13 protein-coding genes are annotated in these 15,351 nt (G+C 67.0%); 7 read left to right on the forward strand and 6 right to left on the reverse strand.

What is annotated here, in order from left to right; genetic code table 11:
- Window positions 1–101 precede the first annotated feature (101 nt).
- From ACIQLF_RS14880 to ACIQLF_RS14900, 5 genes are all read left to right on the forward strand, one after another.
- Window positions 102–890, forward strand: coding sequence for an ABC transporter ATP-binding protein (locus ACIQLF_RS14880; RefSeq protein WP_400300318.1), 789 nt, complete (start codon window positions 102–104; stop codon window positions 888–890).
- Window positions 887–2,503, forward strand: a complete 1,617-nt coding sequence (locus ACIQLF_RS14885) for a sulfatase (protein ID WP_400299892.1) — start codon at window positions 887–889, stop codon at window positions 2,501–2,503. Before ACIQLF_RS14880 ends, ACIQLF_RS14885 begins: the two co-directional genes overlap by 4 nt.
- Window positions 2,504–2,555: 52 nt before the next feature.
- Window positions 2,556–3,542 (forward strand): formylglycine-generating enzyme family protein, encoded by a 987-nt coding sequence (locus tag ACIQLF_RS14890; RefSeq protein WP_400299894.1) that lies wholly within the window; start codon window positions 2,556–2,558, stop codon window positions 3,540–3,542.
- A gap of 98 nt (window positions 3,543–3,640) precedes the next feature.
- Complete coding sequence (locus tag ACIQLF_RS14895) at window positions 3,641–5,143, forward strand: APC family permease (protein WP_400299897.1); 1,503 nt, start codon at window positions 3,641–3,643, stop codon at window positions 5,141–5,143.
- Window positions 5,144–5,218: 75 nt separating this feature from the next.
- The gene (locus ACIQLF_RS14900; protein WP_400299900.1) at window positions 5,219–6,655 is read left to right on the forward strand and encodes an aldehyde dehydrogenase family protein; all 1,437 of its coding nucleotides are present in this window, start codon (window positions 5,219–5,221) and stop codon (window positions 6,653–6,655) included.
- A gap of 72 nt (window positions 6,656–6,727) precedes the next feature.
- Here ACIQLF_RS14900 and ACIQLF_RS14905 read toward each other — a convergent pair whose 3' ends face one another.
- Both ACIQLF_RS14905 and ACIQLF_RS14910 read right to left on the reverse strand, forming a co-directional pair.
- Window positions 6,728–7,321, reverse strand: a complete 594-nt coding sequence (locus ACIQLF_RS14905) for a hypothetical protein (protein ID WP_400299902.1) — start codon at window positions 7,319–7,321, stop codon at window positions 6,728–6,730.
- A 223-nt stretch (window positions 7,322–7,544) separates the two neighbouring features.
- Complete coding sequence (locus tag ACIQLF_RS14910; protein WP_400299904.1) at window positions 7,545–8,021, reverse strand: Lrp/AsnC family transcriptional regulator; 477 nt, start codon at window positions 8,019–8,021, stop codon at window positions 7,545–7,547.
- A gap of 163 nt (window positions 8,022–8,184) precedes the next feature.
- Here ACIQLF_RS14910 and ACIQLF_RS14915 point away from each other — a divergent pair, with 163 nt between their 5' ends.
- On the forward strand, window positions 8,185–9,426 hold the full coding sequence (locus tag ACIQLF_RS14915; protein ID WP_400299906.1) for an MFS transporter: 1,242 nt from the start codon (window positions 8,185–8,187) through the stop codon (window positions 9,424–9,426).
- On the opposite strand, the gene ACIQLF_RS14920 is transcribed toward ACIQLF_RS14915, so the two are convergent.
- The 4 genes from ACIQLF_RS14920 to ACIQLF_RS14935 all read right to left on the reverse strand — a co-directional run bounded on the left by ACIQLF_RS14920 (window position 9,423) and on the right by ACIQLF_RS14935 (window position 13,535).
- Window positions 9,423–9,893 carry a hypothetical protein gene (locus ACIQLF_RS14920; protein ID WP_400299909.1) on the reverse strand — a complete coding sequence of 157 codons (471 nt, stop codon included), beginning with the start codon at window positions 9,891–9,893 and terminating at the stop codon, window positions 9,423–9,425. The genes ACIQLF_RS14915 and ACIQLF_RS14920 overlap by 4 nt on opposite strands.
- Window positions 9,894–10,026: 133 nt before the next feature.
- Entirely contained in the window at window positions 10,027–10,467 is a 441-nt protein-coding gene (locus tag ACIQLF_RS14925; protein WP_400299912.1) for a hypothetical protein, read from the reverse strand.
- A gap of 167 nt (window positions 10,468–10,634) precedes the next feature.
- Window positions 10,635–12,008, reverse strand: a complete 1,374-nt coding sequence (locus tag ACIQLF_RS14930) for an aspartate aminotransferase family protein (RefSeq protein WP_400299914.1) — start codon at window positions 12,006–12,008, stop codon at window positions 10,635–10,637.
- Window positions 12,009–12,041: 33 nt separating this feature from the next.
- Window positions 12,042–13,535, reverse strand: coding sequence for a CoA-acylating methylmalonate-semialdehyde dehydrogenase (locus ACIQLF_RS14935; RefSeq protein ID WP_400299917.1), 1,494 nt, complete (start codon window positions 13,533–13,535; stop codon window positions 12,042–12,044).
- A 134-nt stretch (window positions 13,536–13,669) separates the two neighbouring features.
- Between ACIQLF_RS14935 and ACIQLF_RS14940 the strand changes: the two genes are divergently transcribed.
- Window positions 13,670–15,322, forward strand: a complete 1,653-nt coding sequence (locus ACIQLF_RS14940) for a PucR family transcriptional regulator (RefSeq protein WP_400299919.1) — start codon at window positions 13,670–13,672, stop codon at window positions 15,320–15,322.
- Window positions 15,323–15,351 lie beyond the last annotated feature (29 nt).

A 15,351-nucleotide genomic window follows, 5' to 3' on the forward strand; every position in this document is an offset into this window, starting at 1 on the left:
CCAAGGTCTCCGAAAACACGGCACCCGAAAACCGGGCACCCGACAACAGCACACCCATCCACACTTCCCGCCGTTCGGCTCGCTCAGGTTCGGAGGAACCCATGGAAACCTCAACTGCAACACCGCGACTCACGGTCCAGTCGCTGGCCAAGAGCTACGGCTCCGGCCCGGCCGCCGCGCACATCATCGGTGACCTCACGTTCTCCACCGAGGCCGGCGAGATCATGTGCATCGTCGGGCCCTCCGGCGTCGGCAAGACCACCCTGCTCAAGTGCCTGGCCGGCCTGCACCCGAGCACCGGCGGAACCATCAGCATCGACGGCCGGGCGATCTCCGGGCCGCCGCCGGAGATGGCGCTGGTCTTCCAGGACTACTCGCGCTCGCTCATGCCGTGGTTGACCGTGCGCAAGAACCTGGTGCTGCCGCTGCGCCACCTGCGCCTGGACCCGGCCGAGCTCAAGGCCCGCTGCGACACCGCGCTGGCCGCCGTCGGGCTGGCCGCCGCAGACCACAAGTACCCGTGGCAGCTCTCCGGCGGCATGCAGCAGCGCGTGGCGATCGCCCGCGCGCTGGCCTACCGCCCCGAGATCCTGATCATGGACGAGCCGTTCGCCTCGGTCGACGCGCAGACCCGCTTCGAGCTCGAAGACCTGTGCCTGAAGATCCGCGAGGACTTCGGCATGACGATCCTGCTGGTCACCCACGACATCGACGAGGCCGTGTACCTCTCGGACCGGATCGTGGCCATCGGCTCCAAGCCGGCCCGGGTTCTGGACATCATCGACGTGGACCTGCCCGGCGGGCGGGAACAGATCGGCACCCGCGCCCTGCCCCGGTTCGCCGAGCTGCGCACCCGCACGCTCTCGCTGATCCGCCAGGCCCAGTCATGACGGCAGGCCCAGAGACGACGGCCGGCCGGCCGAACATCGTCTTCATCATCGCCGACCAGCTGCGCGCCGACCACCTCGGGTTCAACGGCAACACCGAGGTCCGCACCCCGAACCTCGACCGGCTGACAAGCGACGCCGCGGTGTTCGACCGCGCCTTCGTCGCCAACCCGACCTGCATGCCCAACCGCGCCAGCCTGCTGACCGGGCGCTGGCCCTCGGTGCACGGCACCCGGTGCAACGGGATCTCGCTGGACCCGGACAGCTCCACCTTTGTGCGCTCGCTGGCGCAGTCCGGGTACCGGACCGCGGCCGTGGGCAAGCTCCACCACCAGAACATGGGGTGGGACTTCGAACCCGAGCAGGCCGAACAGATCCGGGACACCGACCCCGGGCTCATCGACGTCCGCACGGCCCGGGCCGTGGGACGCACGCGGGAGACCGGCTGGGACCAGTGGGAAAACCGGGAGCGCCACGAGCGCGGCTTCGTCGGCATGCCTGAGGACTACTACGGCTACCAGGAGGTCGACCTGGTGATCGGCCACGGCGATGCCCCGGGCGGCCACTGGGTGCACTGGGCACGCGATCGCGGCGTGGACCCGCGCGTGCTCGGCGGGCCGGAGGCCAGCGCCAAGCCGCCGACGGGCTGGGACCAGGTCTACACCACCTCGATTCCCGTCGACGTCCACCCGAGCACCTACGTGGGGGAGCGGGCCGCCGAACGGATCAAGGCGGCCGCGGCGTCGCAGGACCCGTTCTTCCTCTTCGTCTCCTTCCCCGACCCGCACCACCCCTTTGCGCCGCCCGAGGAGTACGCGGGGCTCTACGACCCGGCGGTCATGGAGCTGCCCAACGGGTTCGAGCAGGACCACAGCGATTCGCCCGAACACATCCGCACGATGATCGCCGGGCGCGGAACCCCGAATTCCGACGCGACGATGGCCTTCGCCGTCTCCGAGGACCAGTACCGCCGCGCCGTTGCCGCCCAGTACGGACTGATCGAGCTCATGGACGCGCAGGTCGGCCGGATCCTGGCGGCGCTGGAGGACTCGGGCCAGGACCAGGACACCATCGTCGTGTTCACCTCCGACCACGGGGACATGTTCGGGGACCACGGGCTGATGCTCAAGCACTTCGTCCACTACGAATCCGTGACCCGGGTGCCGCTGGCCATCCGCATCCCGGGGACGCGCGGCAGCGCACAACGGCGCAGCAATGCCCTGGTCTCGACGGCCGACCTGGCCCCCACCATGCTCGAGATGGCCGGGGTGCGTGCGTTCCACGGGATCCAGGGCCGCAGCCTGCAGCCCCTGCTGGACGGCTCGACCGATACGATACGGGAGGCGGTGCTGATCGAGGAGGACCAGCCGTTCTCCATCGACGGGCTGCCGGCGCCGGTTCGCATGCGCAGCGTGGTGACCGCCGAGGGGCGGTTGACCAGGTACTTCGGGGCCCCCGGCATCGAGGTGTACGACCACCGCACCGATCCGGGGGAACTGCGCAACGTCGCCGGGCAGCCGCAGGCGGCCGAGCTGCAGCGGACCCTGGAGAACGCGCTGCTGGAGGAAATGGCGCGGGTGTGCGACCTTGCACCCACGCCGACCTTCGCCGCATAGCCTGGCCACAGAAGCAATTCCGATCCAACCTCGTCCCCAGAAGGAGAACCACGTGTCGTGCTGCCAGCCCGCGCCGAGCCCCGGAGAACCCGCGGCCCGGCCGGCAGCCCAGGCCGCGGCCACAGCCGCCGGTCCGGGGACCGCACCGGACGGCATGCCGCGGCACGGGATCGAGCAGGCCCGCGTGCCGGCCGGCAGCTACCTGATGGGCGACCACTTTGCGGAGGGCTACCCGGACGACGGGGAAACCCCGGTGCACCGGGTGGCGGTCGCCGAATTCGGGATGGACGCCGTTGCCGTCACCAACCTGCAGTTCGCGCAGTTCGTGAAGCAGACAGGACACGTGACGGAGGCCGAACGCTACGGTTCCTCGGCGGTGTTCCACCTGCAGCTGGGAAGCGAAGATGCATGGCCCGCGGGGAGCCGCCGGGTGGCCGGCCTGCAGTGGTGGGTCAACGTGCCGGGCGCAAGCTGGCGCGAGCCCCTGGGCCCGGGCTCCTCCGCCGCGGACGACCACCCGGTTGTCCACATCAGCTGGAACGACGCGCTGGCCTATTGCGAGTGGGCAGGGCGGGCGCTGCCCACCGAGGCCCAGTGGGAATACGCGGCCCGCGGCGGCCTGGAGGGTGCACGCTATCCGTGGGGGAACGAACTCACCCCCGGAAACCGGCACCGGTGCAACATCTTCCAGGGAAGCTTCCCGCACCTGGACACCGTGGATGACGGGTACGGCGCCACGGCGCCGGCGCGTTCCTTCGAACCCAACGGGTACGGGCTGTGGCAGATGTCGGGCAACGTCTGGGAATGGTGCGCCGACTGGTTCCTTCCCCGCTACTACAAGCGAAGCCCGGAACTCGAACCGCAGGGTCCTCCCTTCGGCGAGGGCCGCGTCATGCGCGGGGGATCGTTCCTCTGCCACGAATCGTATTGCAACCGCTACCGGGTGGCGGCCCGGAGCCGGAATTCGCCGGATTCATCGAGCAGCCACTGCGGTTTCAGGACGGTGTCCCGCCCGCCCGAACGGGAGGCCGCCGGATAACCCTGCACGAATCGGCAAGTGCCGCTCACGCAAAGCCAAGCCGTTACGCCCCGCCAGGGCGCACGCTGGTAGGGCATCACGGTTCAAGGAGGAATCCCATGGCAACATCAACCGAATCAATGGACACCCAGGCACCGAGCCTGGGCAAACGCACGCTTGGCGTGCCGGCGCTGGTGTTCATGATCATCGCGGCCTCGGCGCCGCTGACGGTCGTCGCCGGCGGCGTCACCAGCAACTACGCGGTCACCGGGGTGCTCGGCATCCCGCTCTCCTTCGTCGTGCTCGGCATTGTGCTGTTGGTGTTTGCCGTGGGATACACGGCCATGAGCCAGCACGTGCAGAACGCCGGCGCCTTCTACGCCTACGTGGCCCGAGGGCTGGGCAAGCCGGCCGGCATCGGCGCGGCATGGGTGGCACTGGTCAGCTACAACGCCATGCAGATCGGCATCTACGGGATGTTCGGCTTCGCCATGGCCGATTTCCTCACCACCACATTCGGACTTTCAACACCCTGGTGGATCTGCGCCCTGATCGGCTGGGCCGTCGTGGCTGTGCTTGGCGTCAACAAGGTGGACCTCTCCGCCAAGGTGCTGGGCATCGTCGTTGCCTGCGAATTCCTCGTCGTCATCGTCTACGACGTGCTGGCGCTCAAGGTCGCCCCGGAGGGGATCTCCACCGAGTCGCTGCAACCGTCAAGCCTTTTCACGGCAGGCGTCGGCGCCGCATTGGCCTTCAGCATTGCCGCGTTCATGGGATTTGAATCCGGAGCCATCTACGGCGAAGAGGTCAAGGACCCCAAGACCACCCCGCGCCGGGCAACGCTGATCGCGATCGGCATCATCGGTGTCTTCTACGCGTTCTCCGCGTGGGCCATGGCGGTAGGCGAAGGGCACAGCGCGGTCATCGAAAATTCGGCCGCCGGTCCGGGTCTGGTCTTCGGCTTCCTCGCCGCCCACACCCCGGGGTGGTTCGTCACCCTCGGGAACATACTGTTCATCACCAGCCTGCTCGCTGCGTTGATTGCCTTCCACAACGTGGTGGCCCGCTATCTCTTCTCGCTGGGCCGCGAGGGCGTGCTGCCTGCGGCCATGGCCAAGACCAACCCTCGCACCCACGCCCCCGTGGTTGGGTCGCTGACCCAGTCGGTGCTTGCACTGGTGGTCCTGGTGGTCTTCGCCATCGCCGGAGCGGGAGCGGACATCATGTTCCCTGTGTTCACGCTGTTCACGTGGCTCACCAACACCGGTGCCTTCGGGCTCGTCATGCTCATGGCGCTGACCAGCTTCGCAGTGATCGGCTACTTCCGCAGCGAACCGCACGGACTGGGAAAGTGGACCACCCAGGTGGCGCCGCTGATCGCCGGGATCGCACTCGTTGTGCTCTTCGGGGCGATCGTGGCGAACTTCGACGTGCTGATCGGCCTGGAAGGCGCCAGCGTCCTGGGTTGGCTGCTTCCCGCACTCGTGGTGGTTCCGGGCGTCCTCGGCCTGCTGTGGGCGTTCAGGTTGCGCTCCACCCAACCGGCGATCTACGCGGGCGTTGGGCACGGCGGCGACCTGTCCGAAGATGAAACCGAAGCAGGCGTGACAACGCAGCGCTGAACCGAAAACCCTTCAACGACCACTTCCACAAGCAAGACTTCCGGCAATCCAAGAGACAAGAAAAGGGAACGATCCATGAGCACCGAAACCAACACCGTCGCCACCTACGCCACCGCGGACGAACTGCTTGCCGCCATCCAGCCTGCCAGCGGGGGCCGCGAAATCCTCGACCCGGCCACCGGCGAGCTGGTGGGCCGCGCTCCGGAACACGAGGTCGCGGACCTCGAGGCGGCAATCGCCGCCGCCCATGCGGCGCAGCCGGAATGGGACGCGCTGGGCCACACGGCGCGCCGCGCCCTGATGAACCAGGCTGCCGATGCCATCGAGGCAAACGCCGAGGCGCTGGCGCATCTGCTCTCGCGCGAGCAGGGCAAGCCGCTGAACGGCCCGAACGCCCGCTTCGAGGTCGGCGGCTCCGTGGCCTGGCTGCGTGCCGCCGCCGCCTTCGACCTCGAGGCAGAGGTCATCGTGGACGACGGAACCACCTACGCCGAGATGCACTACCGCCCCTTCGGCGTCGTCGGTGCGATCGGCCCGTGGAACTGGCCGATGATGATCAGTGTCTGGCAGCTGGCCCCGGCGTTGCGCATGGGCAACACCGTGGTGATGAAGCCCAGCGAATACACCCCGTTGAGCGTGCTGGCCCTGGTCCACGTCATCAACCAGGTGCTGCCCGAGGGCGTCCTGCATGTCGTCGCCGGCGGCCGCGACGTGGGCCAGCTGCTGAGCACCCACAAGGACATCGACAAGGTCATGTTCACCGGCTCGACGGCCACGGGCAAGGCCATCATCCGCTCCTCCGCGGACACCGTGAAGCGCCTGACCCTGGAACTGGGCGGCAACGACGCGGGCATCGTGCTGCCCGACGCGGACCCGAAGGCCATCGCCGAGGGACTGTTCTGGGGCGCGTTCATCAACACGGGCCAGACCTGCGCCGCGCTCAAGCGCCTCTACGTGCACGCCGACATCTACGAAGAGGTCTGTGAGGCGCTGATCGAGGTCGCCAAGAACATGCCGATGGGCGTGGGCCTGGACGAGGCGAACGTGCTGGGCCCGCTGCAGAACAAGGCCCAGTACGACATCGTCGATTCCCTGGTCCGCAAGGCCACCGGCTCCGGTGCCCGCGTGCTGCTCGGCGCCAACCCGCAGGCGGAACAGCCGGGCTACTTCTACCCGAGCACGCTGATCGCGGACATCGCCACCGACAACCCGCTGGTCATCGAGGAACAGTTCGGCCCGGTCCTCCCGATCGTCAAGGTCGACTCGATCGAGCAGGCCGTCCAGCTGGCCAACGCCCTGGACGTCGGGCTGGGTGCCTCCGTATGGTCGTCCGACCGCGATGCCGCGCGCGAGGTTGCCGCACGCCTGCAGGCCGGCACCGTGTGGATCAACAGCCACGGTGGCGTGGATCCGCGCATCCCGTTCGGCGGCGCCAAGACCTCGGGCTACGGCGTCGAGTTCGGCGTCGACGGGCTCAAGGCCCTGGGCCAGCCGCAGGTCATCAACGGCTAACTGCCTCGTTCCCTCCCAGCAAAGGCGTTGTCTTCGCCGTCGTTTTCCACGGCACCGATGGCAACGCCTTTGCTATTTCGCTTCCGCCCGCTGCTTTGCCGCCTGTTCCGCCAGAACCGGCTCGGCAATGCCCTGCTGTTCGGGTGAGAAGGCGTAGAGGACTCCGGACTCCTGGGAAATCCACCACTTGCCGCATAGATGGGTGCTCTGGTTTTCCTTGCCCGTCTGCCACCATTCGGCGCTCAGCAACGGCGTTTGGTATTGCATGGCCACGACGCCGGCGATGTCCTCGGGCTTGACGCCCGGCTCGGCCTTCAAGCCCGAGGCAAGTTCCTCGGCCGTCGGCTTCCCGGCTGTGCCCAGAGCGATGCAGGATTCGGGCAACGAGCCGGCATATTTCATGCGCAGGATGCGTTCGTTGCCAGTGGTCCGCTGGACTTCCTTCAACTCCGTTGCCTGATCCGGAGCCCAGGCAGGGACGACGTCCTTTTCCTTGCCCTCGCTTCCGGTCGCGAATTCGTAGCTGGAGGTCTTGTCGTACTTCGATTCGATGCCCAGGGCCGAGCAACCGGTCATGGCGAGGCCCGCCAATACTGTTGTGGAGGCCAAGCCGAGCATTTTGCGCCGGTTGGAGGCCGCGGGGGAGAGCAGAACGGTACTTGTCATGCTTCCAGCCTAGAAAACCGGGGGCACAAGGCGCATCGGACTTGGGGTTTATGTTCCGGAAGCCGAACTAAGTCCCAGGGAGGAGGTCGCCCACCCGTTTCCCATCCGCAGGTACCAGCCGTGGGTATTGAATGCCGACCCGTTCGCGTCGTCCCAACAGGGTTCCGGGATCAGTGCTTTCGACGGATCAACTGGGTTTTGGCCATGCGATCGCCACGTTGATTTATCGCGCGGGCTTGATCAGGCCCTGTAGGAGCGGCTGAATCCGGTAGGGGAGGTGTTCCTTGAGTGCCAGTGAGGTCTCGGTGCGAAGCACTCCGCGGATGCGCAGGATCGAACGCAGGGTGCGGTGCAGGTCCTTGGTGTCCTGGGCGACGACGCGGCACCACACATCGCCTCGTCCCGAGATCTCATGGACTTCCAACACGCGATCCAAGGACCGCAACGCCGTGAGCACCGGATCAAGTTCACGGTGCGCCACTTCCAGGGTGATGAAGCCCAGGACATCGAAGCCCAAGGCGCTCAGGTCCACGTCACGCCCGCCGGACCGAAGCACATTGCGGCTCTCCAGGCGACGCATGCGAGAGGAAACGGTATTTCGAGCAACCCCCAGCGAGTCCGCAATATCGCCGATTTGTGTTCGGGGGTCTTCGAGCAGGTGAAGCAGTATCCCGACTTCGATCTCATCCAGTACGCTCACGCTGCATCCCATTCTGCTCGTCAAAGCATCAAATCTAATCATCATGATCAGTGATTGCTGATTAGTTGAATTATAGGCATCAAGTACTGCCAGAATCTCTGTGACAGTGCGTCGGGCGATCCTCGGCGTGTGGTGCGCGAGCCAAGACTCCAGGAGATGCGCGATGACGGTATTCAGTGAACTTGCCATGCGTCCGCTTGCGGACGTTCCCGGCGTCCGCGGATGGAATGCGAGCATTCCGGCACGGTTGGTGCTGACAATCTTTGCCACGGCGTTGCTGTTGGTGGGAGCCAACCTTGCAACACCGCTCTATCCGTTGTTGCAATCACGCCTGGGTCTGGGGCCCTTCGCGGTGACCCTGACGTTTTCCTCCTACGTCATTGCCCTGATCCTGGGGCTGGTGCTGTATGGCCACTGGTCGGACCACCTTGGCCGACGTGCGGCCTTGGTGCTTGCCGTGGTCGTGGGGCTGGGCGGTGAAGTCGTCTTCGCAACTGCGGACGGGTTGGGTGCGCTGATGGTTGGCCGTTCGCTTCAAGGGGCGGCCGTGGCCATGGCCATCGGCGCAAGCGGCGCGGCACTGCGGGAACTGCTGCCCCGGCACCCGCGTTGGGCCAGCCGCTTCACGCTGTTGGCCTCCACAGGCGGCGTGGCGCTGGGCCCCATTGTGGGTGGATTTCTTGCCGCCTATGGCGAGCCCACGCGGACTCCCTTCATCGTGCATGCGCTGCTGATGGCGGCCATGCTGGTTCCCCTGTGCCTGGTCCGCGCACGCCCGGCCATCGCGCCGACGCCTGGTGAATATTCCGTACTGAAACCGCAAAAACCGCGCCTCACCGAAACGGTTCGCTCCCAGTTCTGGGTGACTTCGCTCGTCGGGTTCCTCAGCTTCGCACTCTTCGGGTTTTGCTTGTCACTCGGCCCCGGGTACTTTGCCCACGCAACGGGCGTCCATTCCGCCGTGGGCACGGGGACGCTGGCCTCCCTGGTGCTGCTGGGGTCCGCAGGGATCCAGCTGGTGGCGCCGGCGCGTGGCTCTTCGTTGCCCGGAGCACTCGTCGGCATGGGCGTCTCGTCGGTCCTCATCGTGGTTTCCGCCGAATCCGGGCTGTTGTGGATGCTTTGCCTGGCCATGCTGGGTGCGGGAATCGCACAGGGCATTGCGTTCCAGTCGGCCTTCCACCGCCTTTCGGTGAGCCTGCCGGCTCAGGAAAGCGCGAGGGTGTTCAGCTCCGTCTACGTGGTGACGTACCTGGGAAGTGCCGCTCCGGTCGTGGGCCTTGGTGCGCTGACGGGGAGCCTGGGCATCACGGTGGCAGCATCGTTGTTTGTTTCCGTCGTTGCCGGCGGTTGCCTGCTTCTCGCGGCGGCGGCCCTGAAAATTTCCCGCACGTCGCAGGGCTAGCGCAGATCCAGGGCGGGCTCGGGATCTGTGGGGGAACCGGTCTCAGATGCAGGGTCCAAGAGTTCCGGTTCGTGGTCCGGGCCAAGGAGCACTCCTATCCCGCTGGCGGGGCGGCCCTTGCCGTCGACCAGGTCGACCTCGGCCCACGTGCCGTTCCAGCTGGTCATCGTCACTTCGCTGACCTCATAGCGTGCTTCCACATTGGAGCTGAGGTTCCGGCGCGACTCGTCCCAGCCGATGGCCGCGGTGACCGAAGCAGCGAGCACCAGTGCCACGCCAAGGATTGCCACGCCGGAATGGACCTGCAGATCCCTGCGGCGCGCATAGGTTTGCAAACCATCGGCATCGGCGCGGAACTTCTTCCAGCGGACCAGGGCGCCAATGCCCAACGGGATTGCGAAAACCGCGAAGATGCCTGCAGCGGCCACGTAGAGCAGCGGAGTCAGGAAATCGACGGGCAGGTACATTCGCCCATAGTAGCAACACCGCTATTGCTTCCACATGCACCTTTGGGCGTATGGTTTCGCCGGCTCCCTCGACTCGTGTGCTTGGTCGGAACGCCCCGAATGAGTGCATCCTCCCGCCACCAGCCGGAGGGTGCTACGGGGTCGGCGCGGCGGTGGGGCGCAGGCGGGCCGCCCACCAGGTGGAAGGGTCGGTGCCGGTGGCGGTCACCGATATCTCGCCTGAGGGGAGCTCCATCGTCGAGGTGACGAATCCGGAACCGTCGCAACCGATCTGTCCCTCGCCCAGGGCCTCTTCCGAATGGCTGATGGTGAACGTTGCTTCGTTGACTCCCTGGCAAGCCATGTCGAAGGCGTACCATCCGGCCTTCACGTCGGTGATGGTGATGGTGGCGCCGACGGTCCCGCCTCCGGAGGACGTGTTTTCCTCGTCCTTGTGCTCGTCGTCAAGAACGGCATCAAACCATGCCTGGCCGCGGACCGGGTCGGTAGCCGGTGCGGGGGTCGAGCACCCTGCCAGGCCCAGGGCAATTGCTGCCATGATTCCGGTGGTGAGATGCATTTTTGTCAGGCGCATGGGCACCAGCCTAGGCCGGGAGCATGGGAGCCATTCACGGTGACACGCGGCCCGGGCACGATGGCGCTGGGTCGGAAACGGCCGCCCCGGCCGACACCGCAAACGACAACTGGCCTGGTGCCCGGGAAAACCCCGGGCACCAGGCCAGCCGTTTACTTCAGCGTTGTTTAGGCTTCGACGAAGGTGTCGGCCACCGACAATGCCTCGTCAAGCATGGCCAGACCCGCGCGCAGGTCCTCGTCGCTGATGTTCAGCGGCGGAACCACGTGGATGCGGTTGAAGTTCACGAACGGCAACATGCCGGCCTTCTTCAACGCGCCGGTCACTGCTGCCATGGCCGGCGAGGATCCGCCGTAGGGTGCCATCGGCTCGCGGGTCTCGCGGTTGGTGACCAGTTCGACGGCCCAGAAGCAGCCGGTTCCGCGGACATCGCCCACGGAGGGGTGCTTCGCCTTGAGCTCGTCGAGGGCCGGGCCGATGATGTCTTCGCCGATGCGGGCGGCGTTCTCCACCATGCCCTCTTCCTTCATCGCGTGGATGGTCGCGACCACCGCGGCGGATGCCAGCGGGTGGCCGGAGTAGGTCAGGCCGCCCGGGTAGACGCGGTCGCGGAAGGTCTCGAAGATGGCATCCGAGATCGCCACGCCGCCGAGCGGAACGTAGCCGGAGTTCACGCCCTTGGCGAAGGTGAGCAGGTCCGGGGTCACGTTCCAGTGGTTCACGGAGAACCACTTTCCGGCGCGGCCGAAGCCGGCCATGACCTCGTCGGCGATGAAGACGATGCCGTACTTGGTGGTCAGCTCGCGCACGCCCTCCATGTAGCCGGCCGGCGGCACGTAGATGCCGCAGCTGCCCGGAATCGATTCGAGGATCAGCGCCGCAATGTTGCTCGGGCCCTCCAAGATGATGGTGTCTTCCAGGTGGCGCAGCGCGCGCTGCGTCTCTTCGGCCTCCGTGGTGGAGTTGAAGTAGGAGCGGTACGGGTAGGCCGGGAAGAAGTGCACGACCCCGTCGGTGGCGTTGTCGGAGGCCACGCGGCGCGGGTCTCCGGTGACGTTCACTGCCAGGTGCGTGCCGCCGTGGTAGCTGCGGTACGCCGAAAGCACCTTGTGCTTGCCGGTGTGCACGCGGGCCATGCGGATCGCGTGCTCGTTGGCGTCTGCGCCGCCGTTGGTGAAGAAGATGCGGTTCAGGTCGCCGGGGGTCAGCTCGGCGATCAGGCGCGCTGCTTCCGAGCGTGCGTCGTTGACGTACTGCGGGGCGATGGTGCAGATCTGCGCAGCCTGCTCCTGGATCGCCGCGACGACCTTCGGGTGCTGGTGGCCGATGTTGGTGTTGACCAGCTGCGAGGAGAAGTCGAGCAGCTTGTTGCCCGCCCCGTCCCAGACCCAGGAGCCCTCGGTCTTGATGATGGTCATCGGGTCGAACGGACCCTGCGCCTGCCAGGAGTGGAAGACGTGTGCGCGGTCAAGCTCGTGGGCGCGCGCGCCCGCTGCGATCTGCTCCGCGGTGATGGTTTCGGTGCTCACATCGGTGCTCATGATGGGATTGCCCTTTCTGACGGTTCTTTGAGCCTAGGCGTTCTGCGGGAAGCCGAGGTTCAGGCCGCCGTGGCTCGGGTCGAGCCAGCGGGAGGTGACAACCTTGCCGCGGGTGAAGAAGTTGATGCCCTCGGCGCCGTATGCGTGGGTGTCGCCGAAGAGCGAGTTCTTCCAGCCGCCGAAGGAGTAGTAGGCCATCGGTACCGGGATCGGCACGTTGATGCCAACCATACCGACCTGGATCTCGTTCTCGAAGCGGCGTGCGGCGCCGCCGTCGTTCGTGAAGATCGCGGTGCCGTTGCCGTACGGGTTGGCGTTGATGGTCTCGATGCCCTCGTCGAAGGACTCGACGCGGACCACGGAGAGGACCGGGCCGAAGATTTCGTCGGTGTAGATCGTCATGTCGGTGGTGACGTTGTCGAAGAGGGTCGGGTTCAAGAAGAAGCCCTCGCCGTCGGCGTCCGGGTTGACCTTGCGGCCGTCGAGCACCATGGTGGCGCCTGCGGCCTCGCCGGCGTCGATGTAGCCTGCGACCTTGTCGCGGTGTGCGGCGGTGACCAGCGGGCCCATGTCGCAGCCGCGGGTGCCGTCGCCGACGCGAAGGGTGCGGGTGCGCTCGGCGATCTTCTCGACGAGTTCGTCGGCGATCGAGTCGATGGCGACGATGGCGGAGATGGCCATGCAGCGTTCGCCCGCTGCGCCGAAGCCGGCGTTGACGGCGGCGTCGGCGGCCAGGTCGAGGTCCGCATCCGGGAGGACCAGCATGTGGTTCTTGGCGCCGCCGAGGGCCTGGACGCGCTTGCCGTGGGCGGTGCCGGTGGCGTAGACGTACTGGGCGATCGGGGTCGAGCCCACGAAGGAGACGGAGGAGACGCGCGGGTCGGTCAGCAGGGTGTCGACCGATTCCTTGTCGCCGTGCACGACGTTGAAGACGCCGTCCGGAAGGCCGGCTTCCTTCCAGAGCTCGGCCATCCACTGTGCTGCGGTCGGGTCCTTCTCGCTTGGCTTCAGGACGACGGCGTTGCCGGCGGCGATGGCGATCGGGAAGAACCACATCGGCACCATGGCCGGGAAATTGAACGGGGAGATGATGGCCGAAACGCCGAGCGGCTGGCGGATCGAGTGGACGTCGATCTTGGTGGAGGCGTTCTCCGTGTAGCCGCCCTTGACCAGGTGCGGGATGCCGCAGGCGTACTCGACGACCTCGAGGCCGCGGGCGATTTCGCCCATGGCGTCGTCAAGCACCTTGCCGTGCTCGGCGGTGATGATCGCGGCGAGCTCGCCCTTGCGCTTGTTCAGCAGTTCGCGGTAGTTGAAGAGGATCTGTGCGCGGCGGGTCAGCGAGGTGTCGCGCCATCCCGGGAATGCTGCGTGGGCCGCGGCGATGACCTCGGCGGTGGTTTCGGCACTGGCCAGTGCAACGCGGGAGCTGACCTCGCCGGTGGCGGGGTTCATGACATCGGCGTAGCGGGAGTCGGCCGGGGCTTCGAGGGTGGCGCCGTTGGACCAGTGAGCGAGAGTCTGCACGTGGAGGTGTCCTTTCAAGACATGGTGGTGAAACGGTGTTTCACGGTGTTCCTGGTTCAATTGTGTCGGCTGGGTCACGTGCGCGACATTGGCAATGTGTCAGTTCTTTTGCCTGAAGCAATACACTATGTCTTGTGAACCACGTCTCAAGCGTTGAAGCCCCCGCAGTTCCTGCCGTCCTGAGCATTGCCCGCATCCTGGAATTGGCCGTGGTGCGGGCGGGGGACCCGGAGGTGCTCAGCGGTTTCGACCTGCTGGGGACGGCCGTGCGCTGGGTCCACGTGACCGAAACCCCCGACCTCGCCGAACTGCTGACCGGCGGCGAGCTGGTGCTCACCACCGGCATGGCCTTCGGCGAGGGCGGCGTCGGCGTGGGGGACTTCCTCGGCCAGGTCCGGAATGCGGGTGCGGTGGGGATCCTGGTGGAGCTGGTGCCGGGGGTGAGTCGGAACGTGGATGCGACCATCTCCGCCCTGCGCGATGCGGCAAGCCGCATCGACTTCCCCGTGGTGCTGCTGCACCGGCGGGTCAGGTTCGTCGAAATCACCGAGGTCGCGCACCGCATGCTGGTGTCCGACCAGCTCGCCGCGCTCGAGCGCTCGCGCACCATCCACGAGGTGTTCACCGCGCTGAGCCTGGAGAACGCGGACGAGGAAGAGATCGTCTCGCGCACGGCACGGCTGATCGGGGCGCCGGTGGTGCTCGAGGACGTGGCGCACCTGGTGCTGGCCTTCGACGCCTCGGGCACCGAGCGGGCGGAACTGCTGGCCCGCTGGGCCGAGCGCTCGCGCCGGGTCGGCTACCTGGAATCCACCGGCCGCGGGGCCGGGGAGGAAAGCTGGCTGCAGACGCCCGTGGGGGTGCGCGGACAGCGCTGGGGCAGGCTGGTGGTCCCCGGCGCCCTGGCCGACGACGACGACGCGGCCATGGTGCTGGAACGCGCCGGCCAAACCCTGTCCATCGCCCGGCTGGCCGGCCGGGACCAGAAGGAATTGCTGCACCAGGCGCGGGCCGGCCTGTTGCACGAGCTGCGTCAGGCCCACGCCCTGAGCGCGGACGAGGTGCTGGTGCGCTCCATGGCCCTGGGGCTGGCGGACGTGGCGCACTACGTCCCGGTGGTCCTGCGCCTGGACACGCACGGCGGGCAGACCCCCACCGGGCTGCAGCTGCGCGAACGCGAACTGCTGGAGGCGCTGCTTGCGGTGCTGGAATCCTCCAGGGCCACCGCGCTGAGTGCCAGCCTGCAATCGGGACAGATCGGCATGGTGCTGGGCGTGGGTGCCAAGCAGCTCGAGGAGCCGCTGCTCGAGCGCATCTTCCGGCAGCTGTCCCGGGGGCAGGTGCGCGTCGACTGGTCGGCGGGCGTCGGGCACGGCCGGGGAAGCGTCAAGGATGCGGCCCGCGGGCTGGACGAGGCCGCACAGGTCGCCGAGATCGTCGCGACCTTCGACACCAAGGCCCGCCCCTTCTACCGTTTCACCGATGTGCGGCTGCACGGCCTGCTGGCGCTGATGCAGGGCGATGCCCGTGTCAGGTCCTTTGCGGAGGCGGAACTGGCGGGCATCCTTGATCCGCCGGACACCTCGGCCCTTGAGCTGCTCGAGCTCTACCTCAAGCACGGGGGCAACAAGTCGGCGCTGGCCCGCACCGGGTTCCTCAGCAGGCCCGCGCTGTACGCCCGGCTGGAAAAGCTCGAGGACAAGCTGGGGGTCAGCCTCGAGGACGCCGAGTCGCGCACCTCCCTGCACGTTGCGATGCTCTGGTACACGCTCAACGGAAACCAATAGCCGGTGCCCGGGTCCCGGCGGTAGGGTTC

The sequence above is a fragment of the Paeniglutamicibacter sp. NPDC091659 genome (assembly GCF_044756805.1).
In the GTDB taxonomy this organism is placed as follows: domain Bacteria; phylum Actinomycetota; class Actinomycetes; order Actinomycetales; family Micrococcaceae; genus Paeniglutamicibacter.

What these genes read in the sequence shown, in the direction of transcription:
- ACIQLF_RS14880 (WP_400300318.1), top strand. Translation starts at nt 102, where the DNA reads ATGGAAACCTCAACTGCAACACCGCGACTCACGGTCCAGTCGCTGGCC.
- ACIQLF_RS14885 (WP_400299892.1), top strand. Translation starts at nt 887, where the DNA reads ATGACGGCAGGCCCAGAGACGACGGCCGGCCGGCCGAACATCGTCTTC.
- ACIQLF_RS14895 (WP_400299897.1), top strand. Translation starts at nt 3,641, where the DNA reads ATGGCAACATCAACCGAATCAATGGACACCCAGGCACCGAGCCTGGGC.
- ACIQLF_RS14900 (WP_400299900.1), top strand. Translation starts at nt 5,219, where the DNA reads ATGAGCACCGAAACCAACACCGTCGCCACCTACGCCACCGCGGACGAA.
- ACIQLF_RS14905 (WP_400299902.1), bottom strand. Translation starts at nt 7,321, where the DNA reads ATGACAAGTACCGTTCTGCTCTCCCCCGCGGCCTCCAACCGGCGCAAA.
- ACIQLF_RS14915 (WP_400299906.1), top strand. Translation starts at nt 8,185, where the DNA reads ATGACGGTATTCAGTGAACTTGCCATGCGTCCGCTTGCGGACGTTCCC.
- ACIQLF_RS14920 (WP_400299909.1), bottom strand. Translation starts at nt 9,893, where the DNA reads ATGTACCTGCCCGTCGATTTCCTGACTCCGCTGCTCTACGTGGCCGCT.
- ACIQLF_RS14925 (WP_400299912.1), bottom strand. Translation starts at nt 10,467, where the DNA reads ATGCGCCTGACAAAAATGCATCTCACCACCGGAATCATGGCAGCAATT.
- ACIQLF_RS14930 (WP_400299914.1), bottom strand. Translation starts at nt 12,008, where the DNA reads ATGAGCACCGATGTGAGCACCGAAACCATCACCGCGGAGCAGATCGCA.